The organism is Streptomyces sp. NPDC052101 (genome assembly GCF_040680235.1).
GTDB lineage: Bacteria > Actinomycetota > Actinomycetes > Streptomycetales > Streptomycetaceae > Streptomyces.
Map to the genome: position 1 here is coordinate 1 of NZ_JBFAWH010000006.1, position 15657 is coordinate 15657.

13 protein-coding genes are annotated in these 15657 nt (G+C 72.6%); 10 read left to right on the forward strand and 3 right to left on the reverse strand.

Going from position 1 to position 15657, the window contains the following annotated elements; genetic code table 11:
• The 8 genes from AB0L75_RS13355 to AB0L75_RS13390 all read left to right on the forward strand — a co-directional run.
• The coding region (locus AB0L75_RS13355; protein ID WP_365179824.1) for an alpha-glucosidase C-terminal domain-containing protein at positions 1 to 249 on the forward strand (249 nt) is incomplete at its 5' end.
• Between the two features lie 29 nt (positions 250 to 278).
• Positions 279 to 1643: a maltokinase gene (locus AB0L75_RS13360; RefSeq protein ID WP_365179827.1), complete on the forward strand. Its 1365-nt coding sequence runs from the start codon at positions 279 to 281 to the stop codon at positions 1641 to 1643.
• A 4-nt stretch (positions 1644 to 1647) separates the two neighbouring features.
• On the forward strand, positions 1648 to 3849 hold the full coding sequence (gene glgB, locus AB0L75_RS13365) for a 1,4-alpha-glucan branching enzyme (protein WP_365179830.1): 2202 nt from the start codon (positions 1648 to 1650) through the stop codon (positions 3847 to 3849).
• A gap of 92 nt (positions 3850 to 3941) precedes the next feature.
• Positions 3942 to 5030 (forward strand): glutamate--cysteine ligase, encoded by a 1089-nt coding sequence (locus AB0L75_RS13370; RefSeq protein ID WP_365179833.1) that lies wholly within the window; start codon positions 3942 to 3944, stop codon positions 5028 to 5030.
• Positions 5031 to 5212: 182 nt separating this feature from the next.
• The gene (locus AB0L75_RS13375) at positions 5213 to 7111 is read left to right on the forward strand and encodes an AMP-dependent synthetase/ligase (protein WP_365179835.1); all 1899 of its coding nucleotides are present in this window, start codon (positions 5213 to 5215) and stop codon (positions 7109 to 7111) included.
• Between the two features lie 163 nt (positions 7112 to 7274).
• On the forward strand, positions 7275 to 7709 hold the full coding sequence (locus AB0L75_RS13380) for an ATP-binding protein (RefSeq protein ID WP_365179838.1): 435 nt from the start codon (positions 7275 to 7277) through the stop codon (positions 7707 to 7709).
• A 234-nt stretch (positions 7710 to 7943) separates the two neighbouring features.
• A complete protein-coding gene (locus AB0L75_RS13385; protein WP_365179840.1) occupies positions 7944 to 9314 on the forward strand; it encodes an NAD(P)/FAD-dependent oxidoreductase in 1371 nt (456 codons plus the stop codon).
• A gap of 150 nt (positions 9315 to 9464) precedes the next feature.
• On the forward strand, positions 9465 to 11687 hold the full coding sequence (locus tag AB0L75_RS13390; RefSeq protein ID WP_365180613.1) for an FUSC family protein: 2223 nt from the start codon (positions 9465 to 9467) through the stop codon (positions 11685 to 11687).
• 19 nt (positions 11688 to 11706) lie between these two features.
• Here AB0L75_RS13390 and AB0L75_RS13395 read toward each other — a convergent pair whose 3' ends face one another.
• Together AB0L75_RS13395 and AB0L75_RS13400 are read right to left on the reverse strand one after the other, a co-directional pair.
• On the reverse strand, positions 11707 to 12558 hold the full coding sequence (locus AB0L75_RS13395; protein WP_365179843.1) for a SigB/SigF/SigG family RNA polymerase sigma factor: 852 nt from the start codon (positions 12556 to 12558) through the stop codon (positions 11707 to 11709).
• Positions 12559 to 12788: 230 nt separating this feature from the next.
• The gene (locus AB0L75_RS13400) at positions 12789 to 13223 is read right to left on the reverse strand and encodes an ATP-binding protein (protein ID WP_365179846.1); all 435 of its coding nucleotides are present in this window, start codon (positions 13221 to 13223) and stop codon (positions 12789 to 12791) included.
• A 127-nt stretch (positions 13224 to 13350) separates the two neighbouring features.
• Here AB0L75_RS13400 and AB0L75_RS13405 point away from each other — a divergent pair, with 127 nt between their 5' ends.
• Both AB0L75_RS13405 and AB0L75_RS13410 read left to right on the forward strand, forming a co-directional pair.
• Complete coding sequence (locus AB0L75_RS13405) at positions 13351 to 13593, forward strand: hypothetical protein (protein WP_365179849.1); 243 nt, start codon at positions 13351 to 13353, stop codon at positions 13591 to 13593.
• A gap of 280 nt (positions 13594 to 13873) precedes the next feature.
• Positions 13874 to 14332 carry a cyclic nucleotide-binding domain-containing protein gene (locus AB0L75_RS13410; protein ID WP_365179852.1) on the forward strand — a complete coding sequence of 153 codons (459 nt, stop codon included), beginning with the start codon at positions 13874 to 13876 and terminating at the stop codon, positions 14330 to 14332.
• Between the two features lies 1 nt (position 14333).
• Here the strand turns inward: AB0L75_RS13410 and AB0L75_RS13415 are convergent, their stop codons facing one another.
• Positions 14334 to 15632, reverse strand: a complete 1299-nt coding sequence (locus tag AB0L75_RS13415; RefSeq protein WP_365179854.1) for an MFS transporter — start codon at positions 15630 to 15632, stop codon at positions 14334 to 14336.
• Positions 15633 to 15657 lie beyond the last annotated feature (25 nt).

The following is a 15657-nucleotide window of genomic DNA, read 5'->3' on the forward strand; positions in this document are numbered from 1 at the left end:
CCCGCGGTCCTCGCCTTCCTCCGGGAGTTCGAGGACGACCTGGTGCTGTGCGTGCACAACTTCTCCCGCTTCGCACAGCCCACCGAGCTGGATCTGCGGGCCTATGACGGACGCCATCCGGTCGAGCTGATCGGCGGGGTCCGCTTTCCCGCCATCGGTGAACTGCCCTACCTGCTGACCCTGCAGGGCCACGGCTTCTACTGGTTCCGGCTCACCCGAGTCGCATCCCGCATCGGCCGCCGTCGCTGAGACGACGGGCGCCGAGGAAAGGACGCGTCATGCCGAAGACCATCACCGTTCGCCCGAGAGCCGCGGCCACCTGTGACGGACCCCTGGCCTCGTGGGGCGGGCTGCTGCGCCACTGGCTGCCGGGGCAACGCTGGTTCGCGGGCAAGGACCGGCCCGTCACCGATCTGTCGGTGCTGTCCGTCACCGAGCTGTTCCCGGGGTGCCTGCATCTGCTGGTGCACGCCTCGCACGCGCCCGTGCCCACGCCGGGCGGCACCCACCCGCCGGGCGACTGCTACCAGCTGCTGCTCGGGCTGCGCGAGCAGCACAGCCCGCGGCTGGAGCGGGCGTACATCGGGCGGGCCGCACAGGGACCGTTCGCCGGCCTAGCGGTGTACGACGCGCTCCACGACCCGCGCTCGGCGAACCTTCTGCTGGAGCGGCTGCGGCGGCCCGGCTCGGCCGGGCCGCTGCGGTTCGAGGCCGATCCGGCCGCCGAGCTGCCCGGCGGTCTGCCGCCGCGTCTGCTGGACGTCGAGCAGTCCAACTCCTCGATCGTGTACGGCGACGCGTACATCCTGAAGGTCTTCCGCCGTATCCAGCCGGGCGTCAACCCGGACCTGGAGGTGACCGCCGCGCTGGCCGCTCAGGGGTGCACCCGGGTGCCCGCGCCGGTGGCCTGGTTCGGTACGACCGCCCCGCAGCCGGCCACGCTGGGCGTGCTGCAGCCGTTCCTGCCGGACGCGACCGACGGCTGGACGCTGGCACTGCGCGCGCTGGCCGCGGGCGACGACTTCACCGCCGAGGCCGACGAGCTGGGCCGGGCGATGGCCGAGGTGCATCTGGCGCTCGCCGAGGCGTTCGGCCCGGCCGGGCCGGGCGAGAACGGCCGTACGGCGCGGGCGATGTGCGCCCGGCTGGACGCGGCCGCGCATGCCGTACCGGGGCTGCGGCCCTATGTACCGGGGCTGCGGGCCGCGTTCGGGGCGCTCGCCACCTGCGACGCCGGGCCGCCCGCGCAGCGCATCCACGGTGATCTGCACCTCGGGCAGGTGCTGCGGGCCGGCCGCGACTGGTTCGTCATCGACTTCGAGGGCGAGCCGTCCCGGCCGCTGGCCGAGCGGCAGGCCCCGCACTCCCCGGTGCGGGACGTGGCGGGGATGCTGCGCTCCTTCGACTACGCGGCCCGGCAGCGCCGCCCCTGGCGACCCGAGTGGGCGCGCCGCTGCCGGGAGGCGTTCTGCGCGGGCTACGCGGCCCGCGCCGGCTGGGATCCACGGAAGAAGCACGCGCTGCTGCGCGCGCACGAGACGGACAGGGCGGTCTACGAGGTGCTGTACGAGGCGAGACACCGGCCGGACTGGCTGCCGGTACCGATGGCGGCGATCAAGCGGCTCGCCGTGTGGGGAGGCTGACGTCATGGCCCTGCGCGACACCTCGCTGCCCGAGACCGCCGGCCCGGCACCGGCCCCGGCGCTCCCTCTCGACCCGGCCGACCGCGGCCGGCTGCTCGGCGGCGCCCACCACGATCCGCACGCCCTGCTGGGCGCCCACCCGGTGCCGGGCGGCATCCTGTTCCGGGCGCTGCGCCCGAACGCGCGGGTGGTGAGCGTCGTGGTCGAGGGCGTGCGCCATCCGCTCGTGTCGGAGGGCGACGGTCTCTTCGCGGCCGTCCTGCCCTACCCGGAGATCCCGTCGTACACGCTGCTGGTGGCGTACGACGACGCCGAGCAGGAGGCGCACGATCCGTACCGCTTCCTGCCGGCTCTCGGCGAGCTGGACCTGCATCTGGTCCGGGAGGGCAGGCACGAGCAGCTGTGGCAGGCGCTCGGTGCCGAGCCGATGACGCATCAGGGCGTGACCGGCACCCGCTTCACCGTGTGGGCGCCCAACGCCCAAGGGGTGCGGGTGGCAGGGGACTTCACGTACTGGGACGGCACCCAGTACCCGATGCGCTCGCTCGGCGCGTCCGGGGTGTGGGAGCTGTTCCTGCCCGGGATCGGTGAGGGCGCCCGGTACAAGTTCGAGATCACCTCACGGTACGGCCATCGGTTCCTCAAGGCCGACCCGATGGCGCGGCGCACGGAGGTGCCACCGGACACGGCGTCGGTCGTCGAGGTGTCGCGGTACGAGTGGGGCGACGCGGAGTGGATGGCGCACCGGGGCGACACGCCCGTGCACCAGGCGCCGTTCTCCGTGTACGAGGTGCATCTGCCGTCCTGGCGGCCCGGACTGACGTATCGGCAGCTGGCCGACGAACTGCCCGCCTATGTCAAGGAGATGGGCTTCACGCATGTCGAGCTGATGCCGGTCGCCGGGCATCCGTTCAGCGGCTCCTGGGGCTATCAGGTCACCTCGTACTACGCGCCGACGCCCCGGCTCGGCTCCCCGGACGACTTCAGGTTCCTGGTGGACGCGCTGCACCGGGCCGGCCTCGGCGTGATCATGGACTGGGTGCCGGCGCACTTCCCCAAGGACGACTGGGCGCTGGCCCGGTTCGACGGGGATCCGCTGTACGAGCCCGGGGACTGGCGGCGGGCCGAGCACCCGGACTGGGGGACGTACGAGTTCGACTTCGGCCGGACCGAGGTGCGCAACTTCCTCGTCGCCAACGCGGTGTACTGGTGCCAGGAGTTCCATATCGACGGGCTGCGCGTGGACGCCGTCGCCTCCATGCTCTATCTCGACTACTCGCGGGACTCCGGCCAGTGGGAGCCGAACGTCTTCGGCGGGCGGGAGGACCTGGACGCGGTCGCCTTCCTGCAGGAGATGAACGCCACCGTCTACCGGCGCTGCCCGGGCGTGGTGACCATCGCCGAGGAGTCCACGGCCTGGGACGGGGTGACCCGGCCGACGGACAGCGGCGGGCTCGGCTTCGGGCTGAAGTGGAACATGGGCTGGATGCACGACTCGCTGCAGTACATCCAGAAGGAGCCGGTGCACCGCAAGTACCACCACCACGAGATGACCTTCGCGATGGTCTACGCGTACAGCGAGAACTACGTCCTGCCGATCTCCCACGACGAGGTCGTGCACGGCAAGCGGGCCCTGGTGTCGAAGATGCCGGGCGACTGGTGGCAGCGGCGGGCCGACCACCGCGCCTATCTGGGCTTCATGTGGGCCCATCCGGGCAAGCAGCTGTTGTTCATGGGGCAGGAGTTTGCGCAGGGGGCCGAGTGGTCCGAGCCGCACGGTCCCGAGTGGTGGCTGCTCGACGACGACTACCACTCGGCCGGTGACCACCGGGGCGTACAGGATCTCGTCCGGGACCTGAACACCGTGTACCGGGCGACGCCGGCGCTGTGGCAGCGGGACAGCGATCCGGGCGGCTTCCGGTGGGTGCTGTGCGACGCGGCGGACGACAACGTCTTCGCCTTCCTGCGCTTCGCCGCCGACGGCTCCCCCCTGCTCGCGGTGTCGAACTTCTCCCCGGTCGTCCGGCAGGACTACCGGCTGTGGGTCCCGGACCACGTCCCCGCCTGGCGGGAGGAGCTGAACACCGACGACGTCCGCTACGGCGGCAGCGGGGTGGGCAGCGCCGGGCCGCTGAAACCCGAGGACAATGGAGTGAGGCTGACGCTTCCGCCGCTCGCCACGGTCTGGCTGGCGCCGGAGCGCTGAACCGCAGGTGTCGACGGCCCGTCCCGGGGCAGTCGGGGCCGCACCGGCCCATGACTGCCCCGCGTGGCATGAACGCGGAAGGGTGGCACCACGTGCGCACCGTCGGTGTGGAGGAGGAACTCCTTCTGGTCGACCCGGACAACGGCGGCCCGAGGGCGCTGGCGGCCGCCGTCCTCGCTCAGGTCGCCCATGACGATCCCGGGCAGGACGTGTTCGACAAGGAGCTGTTCGGGCAGATGCTGGAGTTCGCCACGCATCCGCAGACGCACATGGCCGACCTGGGCGAGGAGATCGTGCGCTGCCGCAAGGAGGCGGCCCGGCACGCCGGACAGTTCGGCTGCGCCGTCGCGGCGCTCGCCACCTCCCCGCTCCCGGTCAGCCCCTTGCTCACCGTGAACGAGCGCTACGCGTGGCTGGCCGACCGGTACGGGGTCGGCACCCGCGACCAGATGGTCTGCGGCTGCCATGTCCATGTCGCAGTGGAGTCCGACGAGGAGGGCGTCGCGGTGCTCGACCGGCTGCGTCCCTGGCTGCCGGTGCTCGTCGCGATCAGCGCCAATTCTCCGTTCTGGCAGGGCGCCGACACCGGCTACGCCAGCTATCGGACCCGGGTCTGGGAGCGCTGGCCCTCGGCCGGCCCGACCGAGCTGTTCGTCTCCCCCGAGCGCTACCACCGCAGGGTGCGGGACATGATGGCCACCGGCGTCATCCTGGACGAGGCGATGGCCTACTTCGACGCGCGCCTGTCCGCCCACTGCCCGACCGTGGAGATCCGGGTGGCGGACGTTTGCCTGTGCGCGGAGACCGCCGTGCTCGTCGCCACCCTGACCCGCGCCCTGGTGGAGACGGCGGCGCGCGACTGGCGGGCCGGCCGGCCGGCGCCGGACCACAGCGTGAGCGTGCTCCGGCTGGGCGCCTGGCAGGCGGCCCGGTCGGGGCTGGAGCAGGACCTGCTCGACCCCGTGACCCTGCAGCCCCGCCCCGCACCGGAGGTGCTGCGCTCGCTGCTGGAGTACACCGGGGACGCCCTCACCGCGTGCGGGGACACCGAGCGCGCCGAGCAGGGCGTCACGGAGCTGCTGCGCCGGGGCAACGGGGCTCATCAGCAGCGCCGGCTGCTGGAGCAGGCCGGCAGCCTGCGGGAGGTCGTCACCGAGTGCGTGCGGCACACCCAGGGCTGAGCGCCCGGCCCCTGACCCGGCTCTGAGCGCGGCTCCGCGGAGACCCGAGGACACGCCCACGTCATCAGCTGATCACGACTTCCCCGTTCCCCGCACCGAACGCGCTCACCTCGGCTACATTCGAGCACCGCCGACACAGAGCCGATCGGCGGTGTGACCCTCCGTACACCCTGGAGCAGCGCATGCGCGACCTCGCCCTCGCTCCCGCCGTGGCCCCGCCGCTCACCGGCGGCCTCGCCGACAGCGTCTTCGACACCGCGGAGCGCAACCCCACGCTGCCGGTGCTCGCTCACCGCGCGGATCCCGCGGCCACCGTCTGGCAGGAGGTGACGGCCGTCGAGCTGCGGGACGAGGTGGTGGACCTGGCCAAGGGGCTGATCGCGGCCGGGATCTCGCCCGGCCACCGGGTGGCCCTGATGTCCCGCACCCGCTACGAGTGGACCGTGTTCAGCCATGCGCTGTGGGCGGTGGGCGCGGAGGTCGTGCCGATCCATCCGGCCTCCTCGCGCGACCAGGCCGAGTGGATCCTGCGGGACGCCGGCTGTGTGGCCGTGGTGGTCGAGGACGAGCAGGGCGTCATGACGGTCGGCACCGTGTGTGCCGGGCTGCCGCGGCTCAGGCACGTCTGGCAGCTGGACGCGGACGCGGTGCCCGAACTGGTCCGGCAGGGCGCGGTGGTGCCGTACACCACCGTGGAGTCGCTGCGGCGGATCGTGCTGCCGGACGCCACGGCGGCGGTCGTCTACACCTCCGGCACCTCCGGCCGCCCCCAGGGCTGCGCACTGAGCCACCGCGGCCTCGCCTACCCCTGCGACACGCTGCTGGCCGGCTGGGCGCACACCGCGGCGCCGCCGGGTCAGCAGCCGTCCGTGCTGGCGTTCCTGCCGTTCTCCCATGTGTACGGCATCATGATCATGCTGATGTGTGTGCGGGGCGGGGTCCTGATGGCACACGAACCGGAGCCGACCGAGGCGACGCTGGCGTCGGCGCTGGGCACGTTCAGGCCGACGTATCTGTACGGCGTGCCGTCGCTGTTCGAGAAGCTGTACAAGAGGTTCCTGCGCACCGCGCAGCAGACGGGCCGGGGTGCCCTGTTCGAGCGGGCCGCGCAGACCGCGCGGGACTTCGCCGCGGCCGAGGAACGCCACCGCCTGGGCACCGGGCCGGGGCCCGGGCTCGAACTCAGGCTGCAGCACGCGCTGTTCGAGCGGACGGTGTACCGCAGGCTGCGTGCGGCGCTCGGCGGGCGGGTGGTGCGCGGCACCTCGGGCGGTTCCTCGCTCAGCCGTGAACTGACCCTGTTCTACGAGGGCATCGGGGTCGTCATCAACGACGGCTACGGCCTCACCGAGTCCTGCGGAGGGATCACCATGCAGCCGCTCGGCCGGGCGAAGTCCGGGACCGTGGGCCGGCCGCTGCCGGGCACCGAGGTCCAGGTGGCCGACGACGGGGAGGTCCTGGTGCGCGGTCCGTCGGTGTTCCAGGGCTATGTCGGGGACGAGCCGGCGACTCGGGCCGTGCTGCGCGGCGGCTGGCTGGCCACCGGGGACATCGGGCAGGTGGACTCCGAGGGCTATCTGACGATCACCGGCCGGAAGAAGGACATCATCGTCACCAGCGGCGGCAAGAGCGTCGCCCCGGCCCCGCTGGAGCAGCGGCTGCGCATGCATCCGCTCGTCCACCAGGCGGTCGTCATCGGTGACGACCGGCCCTGTGTCGGCGCACTGATCACCCTGGACCCGGAGTTCCTCGCGCACTGGCGGGCCGGCATGGCGCTCCAGGGCGACAGCCCCGGCCGGGAGACCCGGGAGGAGAACGCGCTGCGGGAGGAGATCGCGCGAGCCGTCGCCTCCGCGAACAGCGCCGTGTCCCGCGCCGAGTCCATCCGGGTCTACCGCGTCCTGCCGGAGCCGTTCGCCGCGGACAACGGACTGCTCACCCCGTCGATGAAACTGCGCCGGGACGCGATCGTGCGCCACTGTGCCGCCGAGATCGACGCGATGTACCAGGCGCGGTCCCGGGCCGCGCGGGTCCGGCAGGAGCCGGCCGACTGGGACGAGCCGGACGACGTCTTCCGCTGACGTCCGGCGCCCGTCGGATGCGGTCGTACGGCCTGCGACCGGGGCGCACGGATAGCCCGTACCGTTGCGGGAACTCGACTGGGGCAGAACGGATCAGCACCGACGACCGTCCCGGCCGGGGGTCCGCCCGGGCCTTCGACCGGCCGGGACACGGGAATGCCAGATGGCACGGGAGCCGCGCGGAAACGACACACCGCCTACGGAGGACAGGTTCGAGCGCACCTTCTCCTTCGCCGGTGAGCTGTGCAACGTCACGGAGGCACGGCTGGCCGCGGAGGAGTTCCTGGGCACGCTCGCCACCCGGTCGCCGCCGGCCGCACACGAATACTGGGACGACATCCTGCTGGTCGTGACGGAGCTGGCCGCCAACGCGATCCAGTACGCGCCCGGGCCGTTCGGGCTGCGGATGCGCCGCACCTTCGACGGTGTCCATGTGACGATGCGGGACACGAGCACGGCCAGGCCGAAGCCGCGGCCCTTCCGTCCGCGTGCGGGCGGCGGCGGCATCGGCTGGCATCTGGTGCACACGCTGTGCACTCAGGTCAGCGTCATCGTCCACGACGAGGGCAAGGACATCCATGTGTTCCTCCCCTGGTGACGCCCCGCGCCGCGCCGGTCACGCCACGGGTACGCCGGGTGCGCGTACGACGCGTAAATGTGCGATGGCCGGTTACTCCACCCCGAGCGGGGGCATGCTGGTGCCCACGCGTTCGTCTGCCTGCCGCCCCCAGCTGGCGGAACGGCTCGGGCCACGGTGGGATCGAGGGTGGTGCGCATCGATCCAGGGCAAGCGAACGGCGTCGAGTCGGACCGCCTGGAGCCGCAGAGAGGGATGAACGCCGTGACACGACCCAGGATCCTGGTGGTTGGCGCAGGCTTCGCCGGAGTCGAGTGCGTCCGCCGCCTGGAGCGGAAGCTCGCTCCCGCCGAAGCTGACGTCACCCTGGTGACGCCGTACTCCTACCAGTTGTATCTGCCCCTGCTGCCCCAGGTCGCCTCCGGTGTGCTCACACCGCAGTCGATCGCCCTGAGCCTGCGCCGCAGCAAGAAGTACCGCACCCGGATCCTGCCCGGCGGCGCGATCGGGGTGGATCTGAAGGCCAAGGTGTGCGTCGTCCGCACCATCACCGACAAGATCGTCAACGAGCCCTACGACTACCTCGTGCTGGCCCCCGGCAGCGTGACCCGCACCTTCGACATCCCGGGGCTGACCGACAACGCCTTCGGGATGAAGACCCTCGCCGAGGCCGCCTACATCCGCGACCACGTCATCACCCAGCTGGACCTCGCCGACGCCAGCGACGACCCGGTCGAGCGGGCCGCGCGGCTGCAGTTCGTGGTGGTCGGCGGCGGATACGCCGGCACCGAGACCGCCGCCTGTCTGCAACGGCTGACCCACGCGGCCGTCACGCGCTACCCGCGTCTGGACCCCGGCCTGATCAGGTGGCATCTGATCGACATCGCGCCCAAGCTGATGCCGGAGCTGGGCGACAAACTCGGCCGCAGCGCGCAGGAGATCCTGCGGCGGCGCGGTATCGAGGTGTCGCTGGGCGTGTCGATCGAGAAGGCGGGGGCGGAGGAGGTCACCTTCACCGACGGCCGGGTGGTGCCGACGCACACGCTGATCTGGACGGCCGGTGTGGTGGCGAGCCCGCTGATCGGCACGCTCGGTGCCGAGACGGCCCGGGGCCGGCTGGTGGTCACCCCGGAGATGACCCTGCCCGGCTACGACGGGGTGTTCTCGCTCGGCGACTCGGCCGCCGTACCGGACCTGGCGAAGAGCGAGGAGGGGGCGGTCTGCCCGCCGACCGCGCAGCATGCCATGCGCCAGGGCAAGAAGGTCGCCGACAATGTCATCGCGACCCTGCGGGGTCAGCCGCTGCAGCCGTATGTGCACCGCGACCTGGGTCTCGTCGTCGACCTCGGCGGCAAGGACGCGGTGTCCAAGCCGCTCGGCGTCGAGCTGCGCGGGGTGTCGGCCCAGGCGGTGGCCCGCGGGTACCACTGGTCGGCGCTGCGCACCAACGTCGCCAAGACCCGGGTGATGACGAACTGGCTGCTGAACGCGGTCGCGGGCGACGATTTCGTCCGCACCGGCTTCCAGGCCCGCAAGCCCGCCCGGCTGAAGGACTTCGAGTTCACCGACTCGTATCTGACACCGGAACAGGTGCGGGCCCGGGCGGAGGGCGCGGGGAGCCCGTGATGTGACACGGACCGCTGAGGGCCGCTGATCACTGTGCCGGCCGAGGGCAGGTGGCCCGGGCTGTCGTGCGATGCTGGGCCGTAGATCGGATTCCGGCACGGGAGAGAGCGCGGCGGCGTGAGCACAGCGGGACGGCCTGGGCGGGTACGGATGCGGGACCGGCTGGCGGCGTCCGATCCCGGGCTGCTCAGGCTCACCGCCGGTCTGCGCACGGTCACCGCGATCGCGCTCACCCTGGCTGTCCTGGCCGCTGTGCGGGTGCCGGTGCCCCAGCTGGTCGCCGGTGCCATGGCGGCGATGGTGTCGACCTTCGCCGTCCGCGACAAGCAGCGCGCGCAGCAGGCCGTGACGCTCGGGCTCGGCCTGCCGGTGGCCTTGGCCTCGGTGTCGCTGGGCGCGCTGCTGAACCAGCGGGTCGTCGTCGGGGACCTGTTCTTCGTCGTCCTCATCTTCTGCGCGGTCTACGGCCGGCGGTTCGGCGACCGCGGCACGGCGCTGGGCCTGATCGGCTTTCAGATCTACTTCCTCTCGCTGTTCGTGCACGCGACCGCCGCCACGCTGCCCGCGCTGTACGGGGTCATCTGTGTGGCGTTCGCGTGCAGCGCCACCGCCCGCTTCGTACTGCTGCCGCAGACCCCGGCCGGCACCCTGGACCGGTTGCGGCGGGCGTTCCGTGCCCGGCTCGCCCAGTTGATCGCCGTCCAGGCCGAGCTGCTGGACGCGGGCCCCGGTGAGGTGGAGAAGGTCCTGCAGGATCTGCGCACCGCCACCGCGCGGCTGCACGAGACGGCGTTGCTGATCCAGGGGCAACTGGAGGAAGGCACCTCCGACGAGGCGACGGCCCGGCTGCTGCAGCGCCGGATCGCCGACGCCGAGATCGCCTCCGAGCGGCTCGGCCTGCTGCTGCTCACCGCGCGCAGCGCCGAGCGGACCAACACCCTGACCCTCCATCTGCCGGGCGCCCCGCTGCCGTCCGGCGGTGAGCTGCCGGTGCGGGACGAGGCGACGGCGGCGCTGCATAGGGACCTGCAGGCGCTGCGGGTGCTGATGCTGCGGCCGGTCGGTGAGGCCCGGGGCACCGCGCTCGCCCAGGTGCGCAACCGGCTGCTCGGCTACCGCGAGGAGGAGAACCTGCCTGCGGCCGCTCCGGCCGTGCAGGACGTCTTCCGCGGCCTCGGCGAGGCCGCCCGCGCGGCCCTGGGTCTGCGGCTGGCCCTCGACGGACCGCAGGACGAGTCGGACGACAGCCCGGCGACGGCCCGCTCGCGCGAGGAGCTGGACGCGGAGGACGCCGCGATCGAGGCGGGCGAGGAGGCCGAGACCGAGGCGCCGGAGCCGACCGGGCTCAGCCGGCCCACGACGCGGGCCGCGGTCCAGGTGGCCGTGGGTTCCGCGCTGGCCATCGCGGGTGGCGAGCTGCTGTCCAGTCAGCGCTGGTACTGGGCGGTGCTGACCTGCTGGATCGTTTTCCTCAACACCGCCTCCACCGGCGAGATCCTGGTCAAGGGCTACCGGCGGCTGCTGGGCACGGTGCTCGGTGTGGTGGCCGGCATCGGGCTCGCCGGGCTGGTCGGGCACCACACCTGGACGGCGTTCGCGCTGGTGCTGGTGTTCATCTTCGCGATGTTCTACTCGGCGCCCCTGTCGTACACGCTGATGTCGTTCTTCGTCACGGCGATGCTGGGGCTGCTGTACACGCTGCTGAACACCTACAGCCTGGCGGTGCTGGTGCTGCGGGTGGAGGAGACGGCGCTCGGCGCGGCCTGCGGGGTGATCGCGGCGGCGCTGGTGCTGCCGATCCACACCGACCGCCGTACCAACGAGCTTCTCGTCGAGGTGCTGAACCGGCTCGCCGATGTCACGCGGGCCGCCGTCGAGCAGTTGAGTGGCGGGGCGGGCGACGATCTGGTGGAGCAGGCCCGCGATCTGGACCAGGCGCTGGCCGACCTGCGCGCGGCCACCGAGCCGTTGACCCACCCGATCGCCCCGCTGCGGGCCCGCCGGGACACCGCCCGGTATGTGGTGGCGCTGCTGGAGACCTGCGCCTACCACGGGCGTTCGCTCGCGGCGACGGCCGAGCTGCTGCCGACGCATCCGTCGATCGCGGCGGATCCCCGGCTGCGCGGGGCGTGCGCGCGGATCGTGCACAACATCGAGGCGATCGCCGCGCATGTCGCCGACCCGCGCGCCACGGCGGAGATCGAGCGGGGCTCCAGCATCGCCTCGATGCTGGGGCCGGGCACCCTGCGCACCCCGCGCTACGGCCGGGTCACCGACCGGGTGCTGCGCCATCTGCAGCGCCTGGACGAGGCGGTCTTCGGCCTGGCCCGGCCGCTGGGCATCACCAGCGGGGCGGACCGGCCCAGGAAGTGACGGCCCGTCGGCCGCGCTCTCAGGCCGGGCCGGCGCCGCCCGCGCGCCGGCCCATCGCCTCGTCACGGACGCGGGCGCAGCTGCGGCTGATCAGCCGGGAGACGTGCATCTGGGAGATGCCCAGCCGGTCGGCGATGCGGCTCTGCGTCATGTCCTCGAAGAACCGCATGTAGAGGATGGCACGCTCGCGCTCGGGCAGGCGGCGCAGCCCCTCCTTGGCGGCCTCGCGGTCGACCACGACGTCGTAGGAGGCGTCGGCCGCGCCGAGGGTGTCGGCGAGGCTGTAGCCGTCGTCCCCGGTGGACAGTTCGGCGTCCAGGGACAGGGTGCTGTAGCTCTCCAGTGCCTCCAGGCCCGCGGCGACCTCCTCCTCGGTGAGGCCGGTGTGGGCGGCCATGTCGGTGACGGTGGGTTCGGGGCTGCCCGGGTGCTGGGCGAGTTCGCGGCGCGCGATGCGCACCCGGTTGCGCAGTTCCTGAATGCGGCGCGGCACCCTGAGGGCCCACATCCGGTCCCGGAAGTGCCGTTTGATCTCGCCGGTGACGGTCGGTACGGCGTAGCTCTCGAAGGCCCCGCGGGACGGGTCGAACCGGTCGACGGCCTTCACCAGCCCGAGCGCGGCCACCTGCCGCAGGTCCTCGGCGGACTCGCCCCGGTCGCGGAAGCGGCCGGCGATCCGGTGCGCCATGGGCAGCCAGGCGGCGACGAGTTCATCGCGTACGGCGTCGCGCCCGGGGCCGTCGTGCAGGTTCGCCAGCCGGGCGAACAGCTCCGCGGTGTCGGGGGCGTCATCATGGGTCCGGCGCGCGGGTGCGGCGTCGGCGGTCGTGGCGGACGTTCCGGGACGGCGTGTCGACTGGTCGGTCAGCATGCGGAATCGCTCCTGAACGTGGTTTCAGGGCACGGGGCCGGAACTGGGTTCCGGGGCCTGCCCGAACGGTGAGGTCGGGGTGGGCCGCGGGTGATCCGCCCGGTCCGCCGGAAGGGGACCCCGGCGGTCGTACTGCTCCCGCCGGGCGCGCGCCTCCGGTCCGAAGCACGAGGGTCCGCCTGCCCCTCGCCGCGGAGGGGCAAACACCGCGGGGGAACTTCCGGGAGGCTTCAGCGCAGCGGTACGACGGCCGTGATGCGCTTGCCGCCGCAGGGCAGTTCGGCGACCCGCACGTCCTGTGCCAGCCGGCACACGATGGGCCAGCCGCGGCCGCCGGGCCGGGCGTGACCGCGCTCGTCGACGGGCGGGACGGTCACGGGTATCGCGGCGCTGCGGTCGCTCACCGACACGCGTACGCCGGCGGAGTCGACGTCGACGTCGAAGCCGGTGATGCCGCCGCCGTGCAGGATGGCGTTGGTCGTCAGCTCCGAGACGACCAGCAGGACGTCTTCCATGGCCTCGGCCCGGCAGGGGACGGCGCGGGCCCGGCATCGCTCGGCCACCACGCGCCGCACCGCTCTGCGCGCGTCGGCCGGCCGGGTGGGTAGCTGGTGGGGCGGTTCCCGCAGGGCTGCGGAGGAGCTGGTCCGGTGCCTGACGCGCATGCCTTCCTCCTTGAGCGATGCCCGGATTACTCGCCTCTCTCTTCCTTCTCGGCTGACCCCTTCGGGCGCGCTCAAACACCATGGGTGCCGGTGTCATCACCCGGGGCGTCGCGGGTACCCGAGGGGTATGACCAATGTGGTGGACGCGGACGAGTTGCTGCGGCGCATCCAGCGTGGCCGGGAGCGTGCGGCCGAGGAGGAGCTGGTCTGGCGGGAGCGTGCGCAGAGCATGAAGACGACGGATCCGGACGGCGCGTGGGAGGCCGCGGTCCGGGCGCGGGCGTTCGAGGCGGTGGAGCGGGTGCTGGAGGAGATCATCAGCCCGGGCACGGTACCGGCGGAGGCGGAAGGCGTGAAACAGGTCACGTGACCCACTTTTGGTTACCCAAACGTACGTCAGATGGTTTACCGTTCACACATACGTGATGCCGGGGGTGACCGGAACCGTCCTTCCTCCCCCATGGCGTCACCGCATACGGCCCTGGCTGGTCTCCCCCGTCCAGCCAGGGCTTTTTGCTGCCCGGAACCGGCGGCGGACCGGGGATCCGGCGAGGAAATCCGCCTCCTTCGAGGTGCCCGGAGCAGCCGCAGCGGCTGAAATGGGCTTGAGGGAAAGCACCCGAACCGCTGCCGGCGAGGAGCCCCGCGCCATGACCAAAGCGATAAAACTGCTGACCGCCCTGCCCCAGGCGCAGCGCGAGCGCCTGATGGAACTGGCCGAGGAGGTCTCGTTCCCGGAGGACACGCGCATCTTCGAGGCGGGCGGCGCCGCCGACCGGTTCTGGGTGATCCGGTCGGGCGCGGTGCACCTGGACCAGCAGGTCACCGCCCGGCAGCGGGTGACGGTGGCCACGCTCGGCGCGGGTGACCTGCTCGGCTGGTCCTGGCTGTTCCCGCCGTACCGGTGGGACTTCGGCGCCGCGGCGTTCAGCAACGTACGGGCCTACGAGTTCGACGGGCCCTCCGTGCTCGCACTGAGCGTGGAGGATCCGCTGCTCGGGCTCTCGCTGGTGCGGACGGTGGCCGAGATCCTCGCCCACCGCCTGGAGACGACCCGGGGCAAGCTGATGGACCAGTACGCGATCCAGCGCCGCACCGGCCTGCTGTAGCTCAGATGCGGTAGCGGCGCAGTGCCGGTACGGCCGCGGCCAGGGCCAGCATCACCACGACGACCAGGGCGCCGCCGCCGGCCACGGCGGCACGGGGACCGAACACCGAGCCGGCCGTGCCGTGCAGGACGTCGGCCAGGCGCGGCCCGCCCGCGACGACCACCGTGAACACGCCCTGCATCCGGCCGCGCATCTCGTCGGTCGCCGCCGACAGCAGGATCGCACCGCGAAACACCATCGAGACCATGTCGGCGACACCGGCCGCGGCGAGGAAGGCCAGGGCCACCCACAGGTTGCCGCTCAGCCCGAGGCCGGCGACGGCCACGCCCCAGCCGACGACCGCGCCGATGACCATCCAGCCGTGCCGGCGGGCCCGCGAGAACACCCCGGAGAACAGGCCGCCGAGCACCGCGCCGACCGGGATGCCGGCGAACAGCACGCCGAGCGCGAGCCCTTCGCCGTAGGAATGGTAGGTCTGGGCGGCCAGCTGCGGGAACAGGGCGCGCGGCATGCCGAGGACCATGGCGACGATGTCGGCGAGGAAGGACAGCAGCAGCACCTTGTGCCGGGAGATGTACCGGAACCCGGCGGCTATCTCGCGCACCCCGGCCCGGCGGGCGGGGCCGTCGCCGAGCGGCGGCAGCGCGGGCAGCCGGAAGACGGCCCACACCGTCACGCACAGCGCCAGGGCGTCGATGAGATACAGGACGGGCAGCCCGATGACCGGGATCAGCACACCGGCGAGCAGCGGGCCCGCCACCAGGCCGGTCTGCATCACGGTGGAACCGAGCGCGCCCGCGGCGGGCAGTTCCTCGGCGGGGACCAGCCGGGCGATGGAGGCGTTGCGGGCCGGGGAGTTGAGACCGAAGAACGCCTGCTGCAGCGCCAGCAGGACCATGAGGACGACGACCGAGTCCAGCCCGGTGACGGCCTGCGCCCAGAACAGCAGCGAGGTCACGGCGATGCCGGAGTTGGTGACCAGCAGCAGCTTGCGGCGGTCCACGGTGTCGGCGACCGCCCCGCCCCACAGCGCGAACGCCACCATGGGCACGAGGCCCGCCAGGCTCGCGTAGCCGACCCAGGCCGAGGAGTGCGTGATGTCGTAGATCTGCTTCGGCACGGCGACGGCGGTGAGCTGGCTGCCGACGGCGGTGACGATGGTCGAGGACCACAGGCGCCGGTAGGCGGGGATGCGCAGCGGACGGGTGTCCATGGCCCAGCGGCGCCAGCCGCGCCGGGGCGGGGGCGCCACGTCCGTGACGGCGTCGGGTTCGGTGGTACCGCTCTCGCTCGTGTCCACGGGTGTCCTGTTGCCGATAGAGGTT